15 protein-coding genes and 1 other annotated feature are annotated in these 21,386 nt (G+C 55.8%); of the genes, 11 read left to right on the top strand and 4 right to left on the bottom strand.

The window, feature by feature from the left end:
- The first annotated feature begins 29 nt into the window (after nucleotides 1-29).
- From hemB to ysxE, 4 genes are all read left to right on the top strand, one after another.
- Entirely contained in the window at nucleotides 30-1,004 is a 975-nt protein-coding gene (gene hemB / locus GC56T2_RS18175) for a porphobilinogen synthase (RefSeq protein WP_172418793.1), read from the top strand.
- A 15-nt stretch (nucleotides 1,005-1,019) separates the two neighbouring features.
- Complete coding sequence (gene hemL, locus GC56T2_RS12920; protein ID WP_144975715.1) at nucleotides 1,020-2,309, top strand: glutamate-1-semialdehyde 2,1-aminomutase; 1,290 nt, start codon at nucleotides 1,020-1,022, stop codon at nucleotides 2,307-2,309.
- A 210-nt stretch (nucleotides 2,310-2,519) separates the two neighbouring features.
- Entirely contained in the window at nucleotides 2,520-3,581 is a 1,062-nt protein-coding gene (gene spoVID / locus GC56T2_RS12915; protein WP_144975713.1) for a stage VI sporulation protein D, read from the top strand.
- Nucleotides 3,582-3,624: 43 nt separating this feature from the next.
- A complete protein-coding gene (ysxE, locus tag GC56T2_RS12910; RefSeq protein ID WP_144975711.1) occupies nucleotides 3,625-4,656 on the top strand; it encodes a spore coat protein YsxE in 1,032 nt (343 codons plus the stop codon).
- 124 nt (nucleotides 4,657-4,780) lie between these two features.
- On the opposite strand, the gene GC56T2_RS12905 is transcribed toward ysxE, so the two are convergent.
- On the bottom strand, nucleotides 4,781-4,969 hold the full coding sequence (locus GC56T2_RS12905) for a hypothetical protein (protein ID WP_033844238.1): 189 nt from the start codon (nucleotides 4,967-4,969) through the stop codon (nucleotides 4,781-4,783).
- A 139-nt stretch (nucleotides 4,970-5,108) separates the two neighbouring features.
- Nucleotides 5,109-5,449, top strand: a binding site (T-box leader).
- Nucleotides 5,450-5,548: 99 nt separating this feature from the next.
- Between GC56T2_RS12905 and GC56T2_RS12900 the strand changes: the two genes are divergently transcribed.
- The 3 genes from GC56T2_RS12900 to GC56T2_RS12890 all read left to right on the top strand — a co-directional run bounded on the left by GC56T2_RS12900 (nucleotide 5,549) and on the right by GC56T2_RS12890 (nucleotide 12,558).
- A complete protein-coding gene (locus GC56T2_RS12900) occupies nucleotides 5,549-8,191 on the top strand; it encodes a valine--tRNA ligase (RefSeq protein ID WP_144975709.1) in 2,643 nt (880 codons plus the stop codon).
- A 133-nt stretch (nucleotides 8,192-8,324) separates the two neighbouring features.
- The gene (locus tag GC56T2_RS12895; RefSeq protein ID WP_144975707.1) at nucleotides 8,325-9,617 is read left to right on the top strand and encodes a bifunctional folylpolyglutamate synthase/dihydrofolate synthase; all 1,293 of its coding nucleotides are present in this window, start codon (nucleotides 8,325-8,327) and stop codon (nucleotides 9,615-9,617) included.
- 79 nt (nucleotides 9,618-9,696) lie between these two features.
- Nucleotides 9,697-12,558, top strand: coding sequence for a VWA domain-containing protein (locus GC56T2_RS12890; RefSeq protein ID WP_144975705.1), 2,862 nt, complete (start codon nucleotides 9,697-9,699; stop codon nucleotides 12,556-12,558).
- A gap of 179 nt (nucleotides 12,559-12,737) precedes the next feature.
- On the opposite strand, the gene GC56T2_RS12885 is transcribed toward GC56T2_RS12890, so the two are convergent.
- From GC56T2_RS12885 to GC56T2_RS12875, 3 genes are read right to left on the bottom strand one after another with little or no spacing between them, the layout of a single operon-like run.
- The gene (locus tag GC56T2_RS12885) at nucleotides 12,738-14,426 is read right to left on the bottom strand and encodes a hypothetical protein (protein WP_144975703.1); all 1,689 of its coding nucleotides are present in this window, start codon (nucleotides 14,424-14,426) and stop codon (nucleotides 12,738-12,740) included.
- Between the two features lie 11 nt (nucleotides 14,427-14,437).
- A complete protein-coding gene (locus GC56T2_RS12880; RefSeq protein ID WP_144975701.1) occupies nucleotides 14,438-15,004 on the bottom strand; it encodes a PulJ/GspJ family protein in 567 nt (188 codons plus the stop codon).
- Complete coding sequence (locus tag GC56T2_RS12875) at nucleotides 14,988-15,617, bottom strand: type IV pilus modification PilV family protein (protein WP_144975699.1); 630 nt, start codon at nucleotides 15,615-15,617, stop codon at nucleotides 14,988-14,990. Before GC56T2_RS12875 ends, GC56T2_RS12880 begins: the two co-directional genes overlap by 17 nt.
- Before the next feature lie 130 nt (nucleotides 15,618-15,747).
- Here GC56T2_RS12875 and GC56T2_RS12870 point away from each other — a divergent pair, with 130 nt between their 5' ends.
- Genes GC56T2_RS12870 through GC56T2_RS12855 form a run of 4 tightly spaced genes read left to right on the top strand, consistent with a single transcriptional unit; the run spans nucleotide 15,748 to nucleotide 21,384 of the window.
- A complete protein-coding gene (locus GC56T2_RS12870) occupies nucleotides 15,748-17,589 on the top strand; it encodes a hypothetical protein (RefSeq protein WP_144975697.1) in 1,842 nt (613 codons plus the stop codon).
- 5 nt (nucleotides 17,590-17,594) lie between these two features.
- Nucleotides 17,595-18,371, top strand: a complete 777-nt coding sequence (locus tag GC56T2_RS12865; RefSeq protein WP_144977338.1) for a PRC-barrel domain-containing protein — start codon at nucleotides 17,595-17,597, stop codon at nucleotides 18,369-18,371.
- A 17-nt stretch (nucleotides 18,372-18,388) separates the two neighbouring features.
- A complete protein-coding gene (locus GC56T2_RS12860) occupies nucleotides 18,389-19,720 on the top strand; it encodes a G5 domain-containing protein (RefSeq protein ID WP_255516086.1) in 1,332 nt (443 codons plus the stop codon).
- Nucleotides 19,720-21,384 carry a GspE/PulE family protein gene (locus GC56T2_RS12855; protein ID WP_033844230.1) on the top strand — a complete coding sequence of 555 codons (1,665 nt, stop codon included), beginning with the start codon at nucleotides 19,720-19,722 and terminating at the stop codon, nucleotides 21,382-21,384. The genes GC56T2_RS12860 and GC56T2_RS12855 overlap by 1 nt, the downstream gene beginning before the upstream one ends.
- The last annotated feature ends 2 nt before the right edge of the window (nucleotides 21,385-21,386 follow it).

Genomic DNA, 21,386 nt, shown 5'->3' with positions numbered 1-21,386 from the left:
AACAATATTTTTCCATGGAGGGGACGCGCATGACATTACCGTTTGACCGCCATCGCCGTCTGCGGCAAACAGCCGCCATTCGGGCGATGGTGCGGGAGACGCATCTTCATGTTGATGATTTCATCTACCCACTGTTTGTCGTGGAAGGGAGCGGCATTCGCCGCGAAGTGTCGTCGATGCCGGGGGTGTACCATTTATCGCTCGATCGTCTGCCAGAAGAAATCGATGACATCGCCAAGCTTGGCATTCGGGCGGTGATGGTGTTTGGCGTGCCCAATGAAAAAGACGAGGTCGGTTCGCAGGCGTACTGTGAAACCGGAATCGTTCAGCGGGCGATTCGCCAAATCAAAGCGCAGCATCCGGAAATGGTCGTGATCGCCGATACGTGTTTGTGCGAGTATACGAGCCACGGCCATTGCGGCGTCGTGGAAAACGATCAAGTGCTGAACGACCCGTCGCTTGAGCTGCTCGCCAAGACGGCGGTCAGCCAAGCGCAGGCGGGCGCTGATATCATCGCCCCGTCGAACATGATGGACGGATTTGTCGCCGCCATTCGCCGCGGGCTTGACGAAGCCGGGTTTGTGAACGTGCCGATCATGTCGTACGCGATCAAATACGCGTCGGCGTTTTACGGCCCGTTCCGCGAAGCCGCGGACAGCGCGCCGCAATTCGGGGACCGGAAAACGTACCAAATGGATCCGGCCAACCGCCTCGAGGCGTTTCGGGAAGCGGAGTCGGATGTCAAAGAAGGCGCTGATTTCTTGATGGTGAAGCCGGCGCTCGCCTACATGGACATCATCCGCGACATTAAAAACCGGTTCCCGCTGCCGCTTGTCGCCTATAATGTGAGCGGCGAATATTCGATGATCAAAGCGGCGGCGCAAAACGGCTGGATTGACGAAAAGGCGGTCGTGATGGAAATGCTGACTGGAATGAAGCGGGCGGGCGCTGATCTGATCATTACGTATTTTGCGAAAGATGTAGCCCGTTGGCTTGCCGAATAGAAAGGGGGCGGAATCGTGCGCAGCTATGATCGTTCAAAAGCGGCTTATGAAGAAGCGGTGCGGCTGATGCCGGGCGGAGTGAACAGCCCGGTGCGCGCCTTCAAGTCGGTTGGGATGACGCCGATTTTTATGGCGCGCGGCCAAGGCTCGAAAATTTACGATATTGACGGCAATGAATATATCGATTATGTGCTGTCGTGGGGTCCGCTCATTTTAGGACATGCCCATCCGCACGTCGTTGAGGCGTTGAAGCGGGTGGCGGAGCAAGGAACGAGCTTCGGCGCCCCGACGCTGCTTGAAAATGAGCTCGCCAAGCTCGTCATCGAGCGGGTGCCGTCCGTCGAGGTCGTGCGCATGGTCAACTCCGGCACCGAGGCGACGATGAGCGCTTTGCGTTTGGCGCGCGGCTATACGAAACGCAACAAAATCCTTAAATTTGAGGGCAGCTATCATGGCCATGGCGATTCGCTGCTCATTAAAGCCGGCTCCGGCGTGGCGACGCTCGGCTTGCCGGACAGCCCGGGCGTGCCGGAGGCGGTCGCCCAGCATACGATCACGGTGCCGTACAACGATTTGGACAGCGTCCGCTATGCGTTTAGGCGGTTTGGCGAAGACATTGCGGCGGTGATCGTCGAGCCGGTCGCCGGCAACATGGGAGTCGTGCCGCCCGTTCCCGGCTTTTTGGAAGGGCTGCGCGAGGTGACGAAACAATACGGCGCTTTGTTGATTTTCGATGAGGTCATGACCGGGTTCCGCGTCGACTATCATTGCGCGCAAGGATATTACGGCGTGGAGCCGGATTTGACGTGCCTTGGCAAAGTGATCGGCGGCGGCCTGCCGGTCGGAGCGTACGGCGGCAAAGCGGAGATCATGGAGTTTGTCGCCCCGAGCGGGCCGGTCTATCAAGCGGGCACGCTGTCCGGCAACCCGCTCGCCATGACGGCCGGTTACGAAACGCTTCGGCAATTGACGCCGGAAGTGTACGAAGAGCTTGGTCGCAAGGCGGCTCGCCTTGCCGACGGTCTTCATCAGGCGGCGGAAAAGTACGGCATTCCGCACACGATCAACCGCGCTGGATCGATGATTGGCTTTTTCTTCACCAACGAGCCGGTGGTCAACTACGAGATAGCGAAAACGTCCGACTTGGAGCTGTTTGCCGCCTATTATCGGGAAATGGCGAACGAAGGCGTTTTCTTGCCGCCGTCGCAATTTGAAGGGCTGTTTTTGTCGACGGCGCATAGCGATGAAGACATTGAATATACGATCGCCGCTGCCGAACGGGTGTTTACCCGCCTGCGCGGCTGAGCGAAACGAGGGTGTCCCAAAAGCGGGATACCCTCTTTCGTTGCTGCATAGACGTGCTGGCTGCTTCTGCCGTGATCGGTGGTGCCGATTTTAAAGGCAGACAACCTGTTGGGTCAGCCCGATTTTTTTATCATACTGTCCTTTTTTCGCTCATACAATGGATACTGTCATAGAAACCATTTGGCGAAGGGACGGAAGGAGGAGGCCCGGTTGGAGCAGTCGTATTTGCGTTTTTCGCTCGAAGAATCGGTCTGGTTTCAAAGCGGACAGGAAGTCGCTGAGTTTTTGTCCATTTCTCTCGATCCGGTCATTTCCGTTGAGGAGTATGATCAATATATCACGATTCGCGGCGCGCTTGAGTTAAGCGGGGAGTTCCGCTCAGCGCAGCCGAAACTAGCTGCTGCCGAGGAAGAGGACGCGTTTGATTTGGCGAGCTATCGGTTCATTCAGCACATCGCGGTGCGCGACGACGGCATCAGCGAACTGTCGCACCGATTCCCTATTGATATCACGATTCCGAAAAACCGGATTCGCTCGCTTGATGACGTGTACGTGACGGTCGAATCGTTTGACTATGAGTTGGGCGACAATGGCCGGTTGGTGGTGACCGCCGATATTTCCATCAGCGGCATCAGCGACGCGCCGCTCGCTTCCGAGTTGCCGGCTGATGAGGAAGAAGAGCCGCTGTTTGCCCCGTTTGAATCAGTGGCACGCAAAGAGGCAGCCGACGATGAAGCGTTTACATCGGAGAACCAACCCGCTAGTGAGGCGGGCGAACAGCCTGTCGCCGCAGTCAGTGAAGCGCCGCCTTCCACCGTTGAGCCAGCGGCTGTGCGTCATGAAGAAACGCTGTCTGATGAAACAGAGGATGTAAAAGAGCCGTTTTTGCCGCTTGAGACGGAAACGAAAGCCGTCAACGCGGAAGGGGAAGAGAAGATTGATTCCGTGTTGCCGCCAACGGAGGCGAAAGTATCGATCGGGGCCGCTAAAAAAGCGGTGAGTGAAGAGGACGAGGAAGAACAACAAGCGGAAGTGAAAAGCGAAAACGCCCTTTATTTGACGAAGCTGTTTGCCAAAAGTGAAGCGGAAGAGTTTACAACCGTCAAAATTTGCATCGTCCAGCAAGGGGATTCGTTGGACAAGATTGCGGAACGATATGAGGTGACCGTTTCTCAGCTTTTGCGCGCCAACGATTTGGAAAGCCCGGATGACGTCCACGAAGGGCAGCTGCTCTATATTCCGGCCATGGCGGGAAGCCGTTCGTTCTCATGAACAGGGCGCTTTCCGCTTCTTTTGCCGTCAAGGGGGCATCACGATGGATGGACGGTTTGCCAGCCAGCGCGCTCTGCTTGCCCAATATGGGGTGACGCCGGAGCGCATCGAACAGCGGGGCAAAGTAGCGAAAGTGTACACGACAAACGGCGTTTTCGCTTTAAAGGCGCTCCATGACGAACGGGAGGCGGCAGCGGTTTGGCAGTCGCTTCGCTACTATGGCCGCCGTTGTCCGCCGGTGTACGGGACGCGCCAACAGTCACTGTTTGCGGTCGATGGAGGCCGCCTTTATTATTTGCAGGCTTGGCATGACCAAGGGGCGAAAGCGGACGACGAGGTTGTCCGCTCTTTCTTTCGCGGGTTGGCCGAGCTGCACCGCGCCACCATCCGCACGGTGGCGGTAAAAGAGGAAGAAATCGAAGCGTACCGCCAGCAAAAAAAGAACGAATGGCAACGAGCGCGAGCTTTATGGGAAGAGCGAGTCGAAACGTATGAATCGGCGTGGTACATGTCGCCGTTTCAGCTCCAATGCTGCACCTATTTTCATGAAGTGATGCGCGCGTATTCGTTCGCCGAGGAGCAGTTGGCTGCGTGGGAGGAGGCGCTCAAGGAAACGAAGCAATGGCGGACGGCTTGGGTGCACGGAAAAGCGCGCCTCTCCCACTACGTGGCGCCGTATTGGATCAGCTGGGAGCGGGCGCATTGGAATTCGCCAGTATACGATTTGATCGCCGCGTTTCGCGCTCATGTTCAAACGTTTCCGCCGCTTGCACGGGCGTGGCTTGATGGCATCGATGAATATGAAAAAGCGTTGCCACTATCCGCCGGGGAACGGGCGTTTTTATACGGCCACTTGGCCGAGCCGCGTAGGTTTGTCCGCTGTTTGGAGCGATATGAAGCCACCCGGCGGACGGAACGGAACGAGCGGGCCTACGTCGCCGCCTTGCAGCGCTGTTATTTTGCCTTTAAAAACATGGAAGCGGTCGTCATGCATCTTGTCCAGCGCGATGCCGCACGGCAACAAAAAGAGATGAGTGACGCCGAAGCGCCGATCGATGAACAAGGTCAAGACTAAATCCATCCTCCAACGGAAAACGATCCGGAAACGCCTATGGCCATGGAAGCCGAAAACGTTGGTGAAAAACCGCTCGTTGCCTTGAGCGATGATAAGTTGAATGTTTGTTTTACATCCGATTCTCCTAAATCCATTCCAAACGGAACGCGACAGCCGCCAACACAAGAATGGCCAATAAAAGCACGTCAAACGTTGTCGGCAGCAAAATGGTGCGGATCGCCTGAAAAACGGCGAGCGGAATGATCACTTGGGCGCAGATGGCGCGCACTTGCCGCAGCCACGGCGGCCATGAGTACGGATTGAAACGCCGCATCGGTCGTCCCTCCTTCTCCGGTTTACTATACAATATGAGACGGGTGAACGTTTGTCACCAAATGGCTTTCTGTCGAATAAATCAATAAAAACTTGGCAAAGATGATGGACAATGGTAGTATAATAATCGAACGATGACGACAAAAGCGAAGACGGGGAGGAGTACAGCGGCCCGCGCCTGCAGAGAGGGAAATCAGAAAGCTGCGAGATTTCCTAGGATGGCGGCTGCTGGAAGGTCGCCCTTGAGCTGCTTCGTTGAAAGGCGCTGCTGCCGAGTAGAGGAAGCCGGTTGATTGCCGTTATGCCAATGAAGCGCTTAAGCCCTAGAGGGCGGTGGTTGAAAGACGCCGTTTCCAAAGTCGGGGAACGTTGCGGCCGCTTCGGATGGAACATCGCCCGGTGCTTGAACGACACGGTTTTGCCATCCTCTAGGCTTAAGAAAAAAGGTGGTACCGCGAAAGCAGCTCCTTTCGTCCTTTTCGGATGAAAGGGGCTTTTTTGCTTGCCGTCGGCGCGGCATTGCCAAGCAGGAAAGCCGCCGTCGGCCGTATTGTCCATCATGTCGAAGGAGGGAATGATTATGGCACAACATGAAGTGTCAATGCCGCCCAAATACGACCATCGCGCCGTTGAGGCGGGGCGTTATGAATGGTGGCTGAAAGGCAAGTTTTTTGAAGCGACCGGCGATCCGGACAAACAACCGTTTACGATCGTCATTCCGCCGCCGAACGTCACCGGCAAACTGCATTTAGGGCATGCGTGGGATACGACGCTGCAAGACATCATTACCCGCATGAAGCGGATGCAAGGCTATGACGTTCTTTGGCTTCCAGGGATGGATCACGCCGGCATCGCCACCCAGGCGAAAGTGGAAGAGAAGCTGCGCCAGCAAGGATTGTCGCGCTACGATTTAGGCCGGGAGAAATTTTTGGAAGAAACGTGGAAGTGGAAAGAAGAGTACGCCGGCCATATTCGCAGCCAATGGGCGAAGTTAGGGCTTGGCCTCGATTACACGCGCGAGCGGTTTACGCTGGATGAAGGGCTCTCCAAAGCGGTGCGCGAAGTGTTCGTCTCGCTTTACCGGAAAGGGCTCATTTACCGCGGCGAGTACATCATCAACTGGGACCCGGTGACGAAAACGGCGTTGTCGGACATTGAGGTGGTTTATAAAGAAGTAAAAGGCGCGCTCTATCATTTGCGCTATCCGCTCGCTGACGGCTCGGGCTACATTGAAGTGGCGACGACCCGTCCGGAAACGATGCTCGGCGACACGGCCGTTGCTGTGCACCCTGATGATGAGCGATACAAGCACTTGATCGGCAAAATGGTGAAATTGCCGATCGTCGGCCGCGAAATTCCGATCATCGCCGATGAGTACGTCGATATGGAATTCGGCTCCGGGGCGGTGAAAATTACGCCGGCACACGACCCGAACGATTTTGAAATCGGCAACCGCCACAACTTGCCGCGCATTCTCGTCATGAACGAAGACGGCACGATGAATGAAAACGCCATGCAATACCAAGGGCTTGACCGGTTCGAGTGCCGGAAGCAAATCGTCCGCGACTTGCAAGAGCAAGGCGTCCTCTTTAAAATTGAGGAGCACGTCCACTCGGTCGGCCATAGCGAACGGAGCGGAGCGGTCGTTGAGCCGTATTTGTCGACGCAATGGTTCGTCAAAATGAAGCCGCTGGCCGAAGCCGCCATCAAGCTGCAGCAAACCGACGGCAAAGTGCAGTTCGTGCCGGAGCGGTTTGAAAAAACGTATTTGCACTGGCTGGAAAACATCCGCGACTGGTGCATTTCGCGCCAGCTTTGGTGGGGGCACCGGATTCCGGCGTGGTATCATAAAGAAACGGGCGACATTTACGTTGACCATGAGCCGCCGAAAGACATTGAAAACTGGGAGCAAGACCCCGACGTGCTTGATACATGGTTCAGCTCGGCGCTTTGGCCGTTCTCGACAATGGGCTGGCCCGATACCGACTCGCCGGACTACAAGCGCTATTACCCGACCGATGTGCTAGTCACCGGCTATGACATCATTTTCTTCTGGGTATCGCGCATGATTTTCCAAGGGCTTGAGTTCACCGGAAAGCGGCCGTTTAAAGACGTGTTGATCCACGGTCTTGTCCGCGACGCCCAAGGACGGAAAATGAGCAAGTCGCTCGGCAACGGCGTTGATCCGATGGATGTGATCGACCAGTATGGCGCCGATGCGCTCCGCTATTTCTTGGCGACCGGCAGCTCGCCGGGCCAAGATTTGCGCTTCAGCACGGAAAAAGTCGAAGCGACGTGGAATTTTGCTAACAAAATTTGGAACGCCTCGCGCTTTGCCTTGATGAACATGGGCGGCATGACGTACGAGGAGCTGGATTTGAGCGGCGAAAAAACGGTCGCCGACCATTGGATTTTAACGCGCTTAAACGAAACGATCGACACGGTGACGAAGCTCGCCGACAAATACGAGTTTGGCGAAGTCGGACGCACGCTGTACAACTTTATTTGGGACGACTTGTGCGACTGGTACATCGAAATGGCAAAGCTGCCGCTGTACGGCGATGACGAGGCGGCGAAAAAGACGACGCGTTCGGTGTTGGCGTATGTGCTTGACAACACGATGCGCCTGCTTCACCCGTTCATGCCGTTCATTACCGAGGAAATTTGGCAAAACTTGCCGCATGAAGGGGAATCGATCACCGTTGCTCCGTGGCCGCAAGTGCGTCCCGAACTGTCGAACGAAGAAGCGGCTGAAGAAATGCGGATGCTTGTGGACATCATCCGCGCGGTCCGAAACATCCGCGCTGAAGTGAACACACCGCCGAGCAAACCGATTGCGCTCTATATTAAGACAAAAGACGAGCACGTGCGGGCCGCGCTTTTGAAAAACCGCGCTTATTTGGAACGGTTCTGCAATCCGAGCGAGCTGGTCATCGACACCGATGTCCCGGCGCCGGAAAAAGCGATGACCGCTGTCGTCACCGGAGCGGAGCTTATTTTGCCGCTTGAAGGGCTGATCAATATTGAAGAAGAAATCAAGCGGCTTGAAAAAGAGCTTGACAAGTGGAACAAAGAAGTCGAGCGCGTCGAAAAGAAACTGGCCAACGAAGGCTTTTTGGCGAAAGCGCCGGCCCATGTCGTCGAAGAAGAGCGACGCAAGCGGCAAGACTACATCGAAAAACGCGAAGCGGTGAAAGCGCGCCTCGCTGAGCTGAAACGGTAGACAAACGATCTTGCGGTTGATTATGATGAAGACGAATCCGCCATCATGCGGGTTCGTCTTTTTCGCTGGTGGAAGCTGCTTGGCCCATCGCCAGCCTTTCGATCTTGATCTTCTCAAGGGAGGAATCATGAATATGATCCGCACATATGAGGAAGCCGTCGCTTGGATTCACGGGCGGCTGCGGCTTGGCATGAAGCCGGGGCTAAAACGGATGGAATGGATGATGGAAAAGCTCGGCCACCCGGAACGCCGCGTCCGCGCCGTCCATATCGGCGGAACGAACGGAAAAGGGTCGACGGTCGCTTATTTGCGCTCGATTTTGCAAGCGGCGGGGTATTCGGTCGGGACGTTCACTTCGCCGTATGTCGAGCAGTTTAACGAACGGATCAGCGTCAACGGCGAACCGATCGGCGATGACGAAATCGTGGAGCTAGTGCGAGTCATTCAGCCGCTCGCGGACGAACTTGAACGGACGGAACTTGGCGGACCGACCGAGTTTGAAGTGATCACCGCCATGATGCTCTATTACTTCGGCAAACAACACATTCAAGATATTGTGCTCATTGAAGTCGGGCTCGGCGGCCGGCTCGATTCGACGAACGTCATTTATCCGCTCGTTTCCGTCATCACGAACGTCAGCTATGACCATATGAACATTTTAGGCGATACGCTCGGACAAATTGCCGCCGAGAAAGCGGGAATCATCAAATCCGGGGTGCCGCTCGTGACAGCCGTCAACGAGCCTGAGGCGTGGGAAGTGATCGCCAAGACGGCCGCGGAGCGGAAAGCGAAAACATATCGGCTCGGCGTTGATTTTACCGTCTCCGATCAGCAAACGACCGCGGAAGGGGAGCAGTTTTCGCTTGTCACGCCGTTTTCGGCATACCGCGATGTGCGCATTCACATGCCCGGCGCCCATCAAGTCGAAAACGCGGCGGTGGCGGTGATGGCGGCCGAACTATTGCGGCTTGGCTATTCGTTTTTGATCGACCCGGAGCATATCGTCGCTGGGCTGGCGGCAGCTGCTTGGCCCGGCCGCTTTGAGCGGGTGAGCGACAAACCGCTCGTCATTGTCGACGGCGCCCATAACGAAGCCGGCATTCGCGCACTCGTTGACACGGTGCGTGCGCATTACCCGGACAAACGCGTCCACGTCTTGTTTGCCGCGTTGGCGGACAAGCCGCTTGAGCGGATGATTCAACGGCTTGATGAGCTCGCGGACACAATCACGTTTACGACGTTCGATTTTCCGCGCGCCGCTCAAGCAGAAGCATTAGCCGCTCTCTCTTCCCACCCGCAGAAGGCGGCCGTAAATGATTGGGCCGGCTGGATTCGCGCCCAGCAAGAACAGATGGGAGATGACGAACTGCTGCTTGTCACCGGTTCGCTCTACTTTATTTCAGACGTAAAAAAGCGATTCCGATAAGAAAATTTTTCTATCGACAATGGTTGAACGATGATATAATAGAAATATAGGAAAATTGTCGCGAAACGGGGAGAGGAGCATGGGGAAAAGGGGGATTTTGCGCGCGCTTTTTGCGCTCGGATGGGCGTTTTGGCTTATGTTTGTCGTAGGCGGGAAGGAGGCACCGGTGCAAGCGGCAACGCTTCCCTCGCTCCAATGGCAGTTCACTTCCTCGCAGCCCGAGTATGCCAAACCGCCCGGCGGCGATGCCCAAGGCCGGCTCGATGTGACGCTCATTCCGCAAGGAGCGGTGTCAGGAGTGATTCGCCCGCCGATCGATGTCGTCTTTGTCATGGACGTATCCGGTTCCATGACCTTAACCAAGCTGCAAAGCGCCAAATCCGCTTTGCAAACAGCGGTCAGCTACTTTAAGGAGAATTACAATGTCAATGACCGCTTCGCTTTCATTCCATTTTCCGATGGCGTGCGTTTTGACAGCCTCGTTCCGTTTGACGCCAATGCGAACGTCATCCATCAGCTTGACGCGATTTTGCGGGAAGGCAACAGCCTGACGGCCAATGGCGGAACGAACTATTCAGCCGCTTTGTCGCTCGCCCGGTCGTATTTTAATGACCCGGCGCGGAAAAAGTACATCATTTTCTTGACCGATGGAATGCCGACGGTGCTGAATACGACGAGCACGATCACCTATAAGGAGATCAAAAGAACGCTTTCCGGCTGGAAGTACGGGGACAGGGTGACCGCTTCGATCCCGGTGACGTACACCTTGTATAGCAACGGAAGAGATGCAAGCATTCAGTTTGTCGATCGTAACGGATATAAGCGGTTGTTTCTTAACAATGGCGCCGATTATGTAAACGGCTGGCTGTTTTCTTTGGACAATGACTATCCGTTTACGTATTCGGCGTTGGAAGACAACATTCGCGATGATGCGGTCAATATAGCGAAAGACCTTGGCAAAAACAACATCACTCTCTATTCGATTGGCTTCGGCAGTGATGGCGATGTCGATATGGACTATTTGCGGACGCTTTCGATGATGACTGGAGGGGAAGCGCGGCAAGGGACGCCGCAAAACTTGAACGCTTTGTTCCAGCAGTTTTCCCAGCTGGCCAACACTCCCGCGCTCACTGGCACGGTCCGCATTCCGCTTTCGTCGTTCGGCGGCAACGTTTCGATTGCCGAGAACGGACAAGTGCGGCTCGACGAAAGCAAACAAAACGCCTATATTTCTTTTTCCATTCCGTATTCATCAGGACAAGGGACGCCAAATCCTATCACCGTGTCCATTCCGGTGGCGTTCAAGGCAACAGGGACGTACACGTTTCAAGCGGAATTAACGTATCGGGACGTCTACGGTCAGCTCCAGCCGGCGACAACAAAAACGGTAACGGTCACCGTCAAGGCGGAAGCCCCGCCATGGTTTGATGGAACGGTCAAGCTGCAGGGGCTGACGAAACCGATCGACCAACTCGTTAAGCAAGGGGCAACGGACGGCGATGACAACCGCTTCCGTGTTGCTTATTCATTGGCGTTGAAAGGATATGTCGGCAATGTCTCTGGGACGATCAGCAATGTCCGTATCATTCAAGAGCTTCCGGACGGAATCTCGGTCATCCCTGATGGAAAAGTAGCAACGTTTGTCAATAACGGAAAGCGTTACGCGCAGTGGTCGTTCGGCGGGCAAACCTTTGACTACAGCCAGCTGAACAAGCTGACGCTGACCGCGCAATGGGTCATGCAAGCCGACTACGCCATGAGCGGCACCCAATTGCCGCCGGCGCTCGTAACGTTCACCGACAGCCGCTACGGCGAACGGATTTCGACGCTCACGCCGCCGTCGGAACGAATTGGAATGAAAGTGCGTTTGGATGATTTTCCGAATGTTTATTACGAAGGGGATGAAAGCGGGCTGATCACCAAATGGCAAGGGGTCGACATCGTGGGAAGAACGAAGCATCCTAACTCCTATGGACTGTTGCAGCTGCCGGTCAAAGCGCTGCAATACGATCCGAGCGATGACGGGGTGCTACTTGTCACCTATCGCAACGGCCAGACGGTGCCCGTGTATATTAAGCCGCATCTAGCCGTCACGACGTCCGCCGGCGCTGTGGCAAACGGAGCGACAGCGTACGAAGCGCCGACGGTCAAGTTGACCGGACCCGTGGCCGGCGAAGGGGTGTCGTATCGCTATCAGATCGTTCGAAATGGGGTCTCGGCCGCTTGGGCAGCGCTCCCTTCACCGTATGAAATCGCCATTTCGAACGATGGGGCGTATACGGTCACTGTCCAGTCGTCGGGAGGGTTGACGAGGGGAACAGGATTGGCGAGCGCGTCGTTTACGTATACGAAGCGGATCAAGGAATTGAAACTCGGCTCTTATCAAGCAACAATGAATGTCGGTGACGTGCAAACGATTCCGGTGACGATCGTGCCGAGCGATGCGACGAACAAAACGTTAGTATGGTCGTCGAGCGATCCGGCGGTGGCTGTTGTGCAAAATGGAATAGTAACGGCGCTCAAGCCGGGAACGGTGGCCATCACGGTGCGCTCTACAGATGGAGGAAATGCATCAGCGACGGCATCGATTCAGGTCGTCGATCCGTATGTCGCCCTCGAAGGGATGGCATTTCAGACGCCCATTTACATGAATCGCGGCGTGCGGCTTGACGTGACGTCACTGCTTCGCTTTATCCCAGAAAATGCCACAGATAAGGCGCTTCGTTCTGTTATTTCGTCGGATCAGCGATTTGTCAAGATCGTTCAGGAAAACGGAAAATGGTATTTGCAAGCCGTTGATGTTGGGTATGCAGAGATCACGGCGACCGCGAAGGTGAAGGCAGCGGATGGACGGGATATTGAAGCGAAGGCCCTCGTTATCGTCCGCCCGCCTACAGGCAATAACGGCGACAACGGCGGCAACAGCGGCGGACGATGGTAACGACAAAAAGCGGCCCAACCAAAGATGAGATCCGCGTTTTAAAAAAAAGAAGGCCCTCGAAAAGTCGGGTGAACGACTTTTCGAGCCGGCCTCTTTTTGTTACATAATCCATTCATAGATGGGATTGCGTGAGAAGCCCCACTTCAAGCAGCCCGCAACGATGGGAAGCGAAGGGGAGTTCACCGGACTTCCAAGCGATCGACGACAAGTGATAAACGATTGACAAACGGGAGCCCCGTCCCTTGCTCAACGAGCACTTCCGGGCGATAGCGGACGACTAGCCGCGATAATGCCACATCGGGATTAGGAACGAAACCGGAAGGCTCCCCATTGCTTCCCTCGACCCGGCCGCGGAACGCATTGACCACCAATCCATAAATGTCTGTATCGGGGGCGGGGTCGCCGTTTCCACGGGCGAACAGCCCTCCGTCGATATATAAGTACGAGCCGACGGCGTAAATGGTAGCGCTGCTGTCGGTGTAAAAATATCCTTTCAGGTTTGCTTCCCCTCTCGGGTTATCAAATTCATTGATGCGGGCCAAATCGAGCTTTCCTTTCGACAACAGCACGACCCCTTTGCCGTTGTCCGCCCGCTCGATGCGGCTTTGATAAATCTTCGTTTTTCCCGTCACATAAACGCTGGCATCGAGTTTGACGTTACCAGTGATCGTCAAGTCGCCGAAAACGATAAAGTTTCCGTGTATGTTGATAAAATCGTTTTGCGGACCATTGAGATTCAGAGGGCCATTGACAATCAGCCATTGGTTGACCCCTTTGTCTGTTCGAATGTCCACATCCCCGATCAGGTTGATGTCCCCATTAACGTAAAGCGGTTTGTCTTTCTTTTGCTTGATGATTTCAAGCGGATCGTTTCCGTTCAATTCGTTGAACCTGTCTTTCAGATTGTTGGCTAATTGGCGCAGCGCTTCGGTTTTGTCCGCGGCTTCTTGAACAGCTTCCACTTTCGCAATATATTCGGGCGATGATGGTGAGAAGCCGGCTGCCTGCAACAGTTTATCGGCGACGGTCAGCTCAAAATCGACGTCCACAAAGTCTTCGTTGCTTGGCTGGAAGGACGGGGGCGGTTCCGTTGTTCCCCCCGGCCAGGACGACTCCCATTGATTCGTCATTTGAAAGCGGGTTTGCGTTTCGTCTACTTTCCAGCAGCTCTTCGTTTGCCCGCACGCTTGGAAAGCCCCGTTTAAATACCAAACCGAAGAGTTGGAGAACCGCGGCATTCCGCTGTCATAGGTTTCGATTTTCAGTTCGTTCGTTCGGCTGACGTACGTTGTGGCGTTGCTGGCATACCCGGTTTCGCCGGCGTAAACATCACCTTTTTCGATGTAGACACCCCCGTTTAATACGACAGCGCGGTTGGAGCCGAGCGCGTATTTTAAAAAGCTCGGCGTGTTGGTGACAAAAACGCGCCGGACGACGGTCCGGGTTCGGTGTCCGTCATCGAACGATTTCTCTAATCTCAAGACGCGCAGAAACACTTGTTGCTTGTCGATTTGATACTGGTCGCTCTCATCTTTCACCATCACTCCGTAGCGTTCCAGCAAGCGTCCGGTCATCGTGTTTTTCCCGGGATTGGAGCGGTCAAGGCCGAGAAAATGATCCCATTCATTTGGCGAAAAAATGTGATGGCTCGTAAAAAAATTCGGATCGGACAATTCCGCTTTCAAATCGGCGACCGCCTCGTTCACTTCCGTTTTGGCCTTGTGGAGCGACTGCACATCATCAACGCGCACCGTCGCGAATCGGGCGTGTTGAAGGGAGACGGCGATGATCGTCAAGCCGAGCAAAAAAAAGACGGTGACGACCAAAAGGGTCGTAAGTAAACTGTAGCCTTGTTCAGTCCGGCGCATGCTTCGCCCTCCTAAAATCCGAATTCGGTTTTGACGGTGAACGGTTGAACCGGAAAGGCGGCGCTTTCCCCATCCCGCACCGTAAAGGTCATCGTCAGCACCCCGCTTCGGCAAATGTTTTTTTGCCAGCGCGCGCAGCGAAACGAAAAAAACGACGTATCGTCCAGCCGAAAAGCCGGAGAGGTGACCGCCGCGCCATCGATCATCAGCTTGCCGTCTTTGATCGCCACCGACTGATAGGTTGGCTGTTCAGTTTCTGCGCGCGAGACGAGCCCGACTTGGTTGTTTGTTTGGAATTGTTCGTTTCTGATGAACCGCAGTTCGCGCAGCGTTTGGTTTTCTTGGCTTCGCTCGGCTTCAAGGCCGTCGGGCGCGAACGCGTACAGGGCATTCATGAGACGGGCGGCCACATAATCGGCTTCGCTGCGCAATTCGTTTTCGATGCCGATATGCTGGTAGGCGCGGACACCGCCAAGAAAGACCGCATACACGGCGCCGACGATGAGCATCGAAATCGTTATCGCCGCCAGCACTTCAACAAGCGTCATCCCCTTTTCACCGTCAGCGAATCGTTTCATCGGCAATGGCTCCTTCCACCCATGTGATGTCACGGTTTCGTTCTCCGAAGCGAACGAGCGTGTACAACTTAGCCATATATTGGCCGGCTTGTGAAGATAGAACGGCGGTTCGTTCGCTTTGCACGTCCGCTTGAAGCTGTTCCGGCAAAGAGCGAAACTCTGGGGAGGCGAGAAACGCGTCCCACCCTTCGCGGTCGGCGCGGACGATATATACGGTGACGGCGTACGGGACGTCATTGACGGTCGGAGCGAGCTGCACGGCGCAGGCTTGCTGCGGATCGAGCGTTCCTTGCTGCGAGCCGGGGAAAAACAAAGATCGCACATCGTTGTTGCTGCAGCTTGTCTTTTCTAGCTTGATAAACCCTCTCGTTTGTGTTTGCAAGTAAGTTTGCAACGAAGCAAAGTTCGTATTTTTTTCGAAATAGTTCGCCGCCCCGCGCGCCAAATTGATGGCGACCGTTCGCCGTTCATTGTCGGCTGTATAGGTCATGGCGTTGGTGAAAAACGAAAACAGACCGATCACCACCGCCGACAGCAAGGCGATCGACAACAACGTCTCAACGAGGGTGAATCCAGTGGAACATCGGCAAACGAATCGGTTCTGATCCACCATGATCGCAACCTTTCTTTCTATATAAAACCTTCTTTCAAAATATGTAACTTTATTATACAATAAGTAAGAGTCGAATGTTGCAGATTTTTGCCTAAAAAGAGGCCTTTTGTCATAGAAATGGAGGGGCGCGATGAAAGAGGCGCTGATGTATGCTGGTGCTTTTGTCGTGGCATTATTGTTGATTTGGCTGCTTCCGCTTGGGTTTAGTCGTTTGGGCGGACTGATGGCGGTCGCTGTCGCGCTGGTCGCCGCCCTTATGGCCGATATCGCGAGTTCCGTCATTCCGCTTTGGCAGACGGCCGCGTTGGTTCTCGTGCTGTTGGCCGCGGCTTCGCTTTTGCTTGACCGCCGTTTGGGAGCGATTCTCTACCGGCGCAATGACTTTCGGGAAACAAGCTTTCCAGGCGAAAAGGACAAAGAGGCGAACGGGCACGGTGGTTCGCCCGCCGGTTCCGTTTTCTCGGCCGCTCCGCTGGCGGCGGCCCACTTGCACCAACCGCGACTTTCCGCCGAACCGGACGGATTGCCTCCCCAACTAGAGAAGAGGAAAACGGAGGAAGCTCCGTCTTCTCCCATCGATTCGTTTGCGGAAGCGGCGGAGGAAGGAGAACCGTTCCTTGAGCCGCTTAAGGCCGTTGAGCCATCGAGCGGGGAAGCAGCGCCGGCTTCTCCCGCTGATGAGCCGTTGGAACAAGCGATGATATTGCGCCGGGAAGAGGGCGAAGCCGCCTTCGAACCGCTGCGGCCTGCCGAGGAGACGAGGCCGTTTTCGCGAGCGGATGGGTGGATAGAGGCGGCCGACGAAGCCGCGCCGCTGTCCGAGTTCGCGGCTTCGGGCGTTGAGTCCGTTGAACTGCTGCGGCCTGCCGAGGAGACGAGGCCGTTTTCGCGAGCGGATGGGTGGATGGGGGCGGCCGACGAAGCCGTGCCGCTGTCCGAGTTCGCGGCTTCGGGCGTTGAGCCCGTCGAACTGCTGCGGCCTGCCGAGGAGACGACGGCGTTTTCGCGAGCGGATAGGTGGATAGAGGCGGCCGATGAAGCTGCGCCGCTGTCCGAGTTCGCGGCTTCAGGCGTTGAGTCCGTCGAATCGCTGCGGCCTGCCGAGGAGACGGCGGCGTTTTCGCGAGCGGATGGGTGGATAGAGGCGGCCGAAGAGGCCGTGCCGCTGTCCGAGTTCGCGGCTTCGGGCGTTGAGTCCGTTGAACCGCTGCGTCGCGTTGCCGATTGGCTTGACGAATGGCCGGGCGCGGTGACGCCGGAGCTTGAGGCCGCGGTGCTTCGGAAGCAGGAAAATGATCCTCAAGAAGCTCTTCTTTTGAAAGTGGATATCGACGGCTGGGGAGAGGAGGTCGGCCCGGATTTCGAAGAAGCTCGATTCGATTCGATGGCGTTGCTAGGTGATGTTCGCCATGACGGCGAAGAGCATCGGAAAGCAGGAGCGGCTGGCGGCGACGATGGCGCTACGGATGACCTTCTAGAGATCGGGGAGCAAGACGCGGACTGCGCCGCTGGGGGAGCGGGTGCGCTCGCTGGCGGAAGCGCTGCGGTGCCGCTCGCTGCTGAAGCGGCCGCTGTCAGCGAGCATTCAGCCGCTGAGCCGTCTCCGCCAGCGACGATGGCCGGCGACGATCGTTCCGCTGAAGAAGAACGACCGGCTTTGACGGCCCTGCCGCGAATGGTTTCCGAAAAAGCGCAACTGGCAGCGGCTGAGTTGAGGCTGAGCCGCACCCGGTTGACGAGCGAGGCGTATGAGCGGTGTCTGCACCAATGCCTGCAGGCTCCCCTCACTGACCGCGACTATTACGTATTCGCCCGCTTGTTGTTGGAACATTATGTGCTCGAGCGCCGGGCTGAGCCGCTAGCTGCTTGGCTCGATCAACTCGAGCGGCGCTTTTCGCCTTACCCGGCCATTGCCGCAGAACTAAGGCTCTGGCGGGAAACGGCTGCAACATTAGGAAGATCGTTGAGGTGAAGAAAATGAAAGCGAGTGCGCAAATCATCGGTTTGCCGATCATCAGCATCGCTGATGGGACACAAATCGGCACCGTGAAAAACTTTGTCATCAATCCGGATAAAGGTTCTGTCGACTTTTTGACGGTCGAGCAGGAAGACGTGCAAGTGAGCTTAAAAGCGATCCCGTTCAAAAAAATCGTCGGGATCGGAGAGTTTGCCGTCACGGTGGCCAGCGGCCATGATGTGATCGATTTATCGGAAATTCCGATCGCCAATCAGTTGGTCAACAAACAAATCCGCATCAAACAGACAAAAGCGATTACGCGCAAGGGGCAACTTCTTGGCGAGGTGCAAGAGTTTTTCCTAAACGAGGAAACCGGAGAGATTATCGGCGTGTCCGTTCGTCTGGAAAGCGGCGAAGCGGTGCTGCCGTCCGCCCAAGTGCTCACGTACGGAAAAGAGATGCTGATCGTCGCTGACGATGCGCAGACAGCGCTCCTTTCTGATGCGGCGCAGCTCATCGGGCCGGATGACGGCGAAAGCGGGACGGAGGAGAGCGACATTTCCGAACAAATGCAGGCCATGACAGAGACGGCCGAAAACGTGGAAGCGTTGGAATCGCTCCGCGAAAAACAAGTGGCGTTTCTTTCGGGAAAACGGCTGACCAAAGACATTTATGACATGAACGGCGAACTTTTATTCCAAGCGGGCACCGTGCTTCGCGAAGAGGACGTGCGCAAAGCGCAGGAAGCCGGCCCTAGCGTCATTGTCGACGTCTCGATGAACATTGAAGCCGAATGAAAAAGGGGGAGCTCGGGGTGAGAGCGGCTTCCATAGGGAAATTGTTTCTCGTGATGGCGGTCTGCACGGTCTATTTTCTTTCATTTGTCCGTTTAGGCGTTTTGGCTTATGAATCGTTCGGCCCCGGCCAAGACCGCTATCGCCCGGGAACGTCGGTCGGTCCGATTTCGCTCGCCGGGATGACGCCGGCGGAAGCCCGGCGGGCGGTGGCCGATCGCGTGAGCGACAGGCGGGCGACGGCTTCGATTCCGCTCCGCTATCAAGAAAAACAGGCGGAACTGTCGGCCGATCTCTTCACTTTTCGCTTGGCGGAAAGCATTCAAAACATTGTCAACGGGCGCTCTGTCCCGCTGCTTGCGCTGGCCGATATGAGCGCTTGCCTCGAGGTTATCGGCCGCCTTCTGCCGCCGGCGGTGCGAGACGCCTTGGATGTTCAGGCGCTGGAGAAAGATTTGGAAGCGGCGGCTTCCCAGCTGTCAGCGCCCAGCCAGCCGCTTGATTTGACCCGCTATCTCCCGGCTTCTGGAAAAGGGAAAACGGTGGTGAGCGAAGCGGCCGTTCCGATCTATGATGAAAGCCTTTCCCGCTTTCTTGCGCCGGAGCGCCGGCTTGTCGTCCGCGCCAATCAGCTCGTGTCGCTGCGCACCATGATCGAACAAGCGGGCGGCGGATTGTCCGACCGCGCCGTGGAGGCGTTGGCATCGGCCGTGTATCGCGCCGTCCTTTCCACCAATTTTGTGCTGATGGAAAGATATGCAGGGAGCACGCTTCCGGACGGCATCGCCCCGGGATTTGAAGCCAAGGTTGACCGCCAGCGCGATTTGCAATGGTTGAATCCAAATACGGTGGATTATACGCTCATTCTTCGTTATGACGGCCGTCAGGTGAAAGCGCTCATTCATGGCTGGCCGTTCGCCTACCAGTATATCGTGCGCACGAGCCAACCGGAATCGATCGCACCGCGCAAAATCATCCAGTATGATTCGCGGCTGGCTCCGGAGCAGTCCGTAGTCAAACAGACCGGGCGCCCAGGGTTGCTAGTAAAAGTGGAGCGCGAGGTGCGTGACGGCGCCAAACTTGTCCGCCGGGAAACGGTGAGCGAAGACTTTTATCCGCCGGCCTACACGATTGAAGTTCGGGGGCTGAAAGTTCCGGAATCATCCGTCTCCGCGCCGGAAGAGAAAGAACAGACGCCAGCGGAAGATGGTTCTGGAAACCAAAACAAGGATGAAGGAAGCGACCAAGAGCAGCCGCCGTCAGAAAGCGAGCAACGGACGGACGGCGGCGACCAAGTGGATGAAGGTCCGTCAACCGATACGAAACAAAGCGGGGAAAGCGGGGGAAGCTGATGAACAAAAAACGCGAGCGAAAACGTCTCGGCGACTTGTTGGTGGAAGCGGGGTTAATTACGGAAGAACAGCTGGCGGAAGCGCTGCGGGAAAAAGCGCCAAAACAAAAGCTCGGCGATGCGCTGCTGCAGCGCGGCTATATCACCGAACAACAGCTCATCGAGGCGCTCGAGTTCCAGCTTGGCATTCCCCACGTCAGCTTGTACCGCTATCCGATTGACCCGAAAGCCACCAACCTAGTGCCGAAAGAGCTGGCCCGCCGCCATCTCATCATGCCCCTCAAAGTGGAAGACGATCGCTTGTTAGTGGCGATGGCCGATCCGCTCGATTTTTTTGCCATAGATGATCTGCGCTTGTCAACCGGCTTTCAAATCGAAACCGCGATCGCATCGAAGGACGACATTTTGCGTGCGATCAATAAGTACTATGACATGGACGAGTCGTTTGATGACCTGCTTCCGGCTCCGCCGACCGAGGGGCGCGATGATGGGAAGGCGGCTGAAGACGATTCCCCGATCGTTCGCCTAGTGAACCAAATTTTGCAGCTTGCCGTCGAGCAGCGGGCAAGCGATATTCACATTGACCCGCAGGAGACAAAAGTGCTCATCCGCTATCGGATCGACGGCCTTCTCCGCACCGAGCGGGCGCTGCCGAAGCATATGCAAAGCATGCTGACGGCGAGGATTAAAATTTTGGCCCACATGGATATTACCGAACACCGCGTCCCTCAAGACGGGCGGATCAAAATGAACATCGATTTCCATCCTGTTGATCTGCGGGTATCGACGCTGCCGACCGTGTACGGGGAAAAAATCGTCATGCGCGTTCTTGACTTGGGCGCGGCGCTGAACGATATCGATAAGCTCGGGTTCAACGCCGTCAATTTGGACCGTTTCATCCGCCTCATCGAGCGGCCCAACGGCATCATTTTGATTACGGGCCCGACCGGCTCGGGAAAATCGTCGACGCTGTATGCGGCGCTCAATTATTTAAACAGCGAGCAGGTCAACATTATTACGATTGAAGATCCGGTCGAGTATCAAATTGAAGGCATCAATCAAATTCAAGTCAATCCGAACGTCGGTTTGACGTTCGCCCAAGGGCTTCGTTCAATTTTGCGCCAAGACCCGAACATCATCATGGTCGGCGAGATTCGCGACCGCGAAACCGCCGAAGTGGCGATTCGCGCCTCGCTCACCGGTCATTTGGTGCTGAGCACCCTTCATACGAACGATGCGTTAAGCACGATCACCCGGTTGATCGATATGGGAATTGAGCCGTTTTTAGTCGCGACCTCGCTCGCCGGAGTCGTAGCTCAGCGCTTAGTGCGCCGCGTCTGCCGCGATTGCCAAGAAGTGTATGAGCCGACGAAGCGGGAACGGGACATTTTCGCCCGCCGCGGCATCGACGTTCAGCAGCTGGTCCGCGGCCGCGGCTGCCCGACTTGTAACATGACCGGCTACCGCGGCCGGCTCGCTGTTCACGAGCTGTTGGTCATTACCGATGAAATGCGCCGCATCATTTTAAACAATGAACCGTTCTCGAGACTGCGGGAGCTCGCTATCCAAAACAAAATGATTTTTCTGCTCGATGACGGGCTGCTGAAAGTGAAGCAAGGATTGACGACGCTTGAGGAAGTGCTCAAAGTGGCGATTTTGCATTGATG

This window comes from Geobacillus sp. C56-T2 (genome assembly GCF_007829715.1).
Taxonomy (GTDB): Bacteria; Bacillota; Bacilli; order Bacillales; family Anoxybacillaceae; genus Geobacillus; species Geobacillus icigianus.
This window is presented reverse-complemented; position numbering and strand designations above follow the sequence as displayed.

What these genes read in the sequence shown, in the direction of transcription:
- hemB (WP_172418793.1), top strand. Translation starts at nt 30, where the DNA reads ATGACATTACCGTTTGACCGCCATCGCCGTCTGCGGCAAACAGCCGCC.
- ysxE (WP_144975711.1), top strand. Translation starts at nt 3,625, where the DNA reads ATGGATGGACGGTTTGCCAGCCAGCGCGCTCTGCTTGCCCAATATGGG.
- GC56T2_RS12905 (WP_033844238.1), bottom strand. Translation starts at nt 4,969, where the DNA reads ATGCGGCGTTTCAATCCGTACTCATGGCCGCCGTGGCTGCGGCAAGTG.
- GC56T2_RS12900 (WP_144975709.1), top strand. Translation starts at nt 5,549, where the DNA reads ATGGCACAACATGAAGTGTCAATGCCGCCCAAATACGACCATCGCGCC.
- GC56T2_RS12895 (WP_144975707.1), top strand. Translation starts at nt 8,325, where the DNA reads ATGATCCGCACATATGAGGAAGCCGTCGCTTGGATTCACGGGCGGCTG.
- GC56T2_RS12890 (WP_144975705.1), top strand. Translation starts at nt 9,697, where the DNA reads ATGGGGAAAAGGGGGATTTTGCGCGCGCTTTTTGCGCTCGGATGGGCG.
- GC56T2_RS12885 (WP_144975703.1), bottom strand. Translation starts at nt 14,426, where the DNA reads ATGCGCCGGACTGAACAAGGCTACAGTTTACTTACGACCCTTTTGGTC.
- GC56T2_RS12880 (WP_144975701.1), bottom strand. Translation starts at nt 15,004, where the DNA reads ATGAAACGATTCGCTGACGGTGAAAAGGGGATGACGCTTGTTGAAGTG.
- GC56T2_RS12875 (WP_144975699.1), bottom strand. Translation starts at nt 15,617, where the DNA reads ATGGTGGATCAGAACCGATTCGTTTGCCGATGTTCCACTGGATTCACC.
- GC56T2_RS12870 (WP_144975697.1), top strand. Translation starts at nt 15,748, where the DNA reads ATGAAAGAGGCGCTGATGTATGCTGGTGCTTTTGTCGTGGCATTATTG.
- GC56T2_RS12865 (WP_144977338.1), top strand. Translation starts at nt 17,595, where the DNA reads ATGAAAGCGAGTGCGCAAATCATCGGTTTGCCGATCATCAGCATCGCT.
- GC56T2_RS12855 (WP_033844230.1), top strand. Translation starts at nt 19,720, where the DNA reads ATGAACAAAAAACGCGAGCGAAAACGTCTCGGCGACTTGTTGGTGGAA.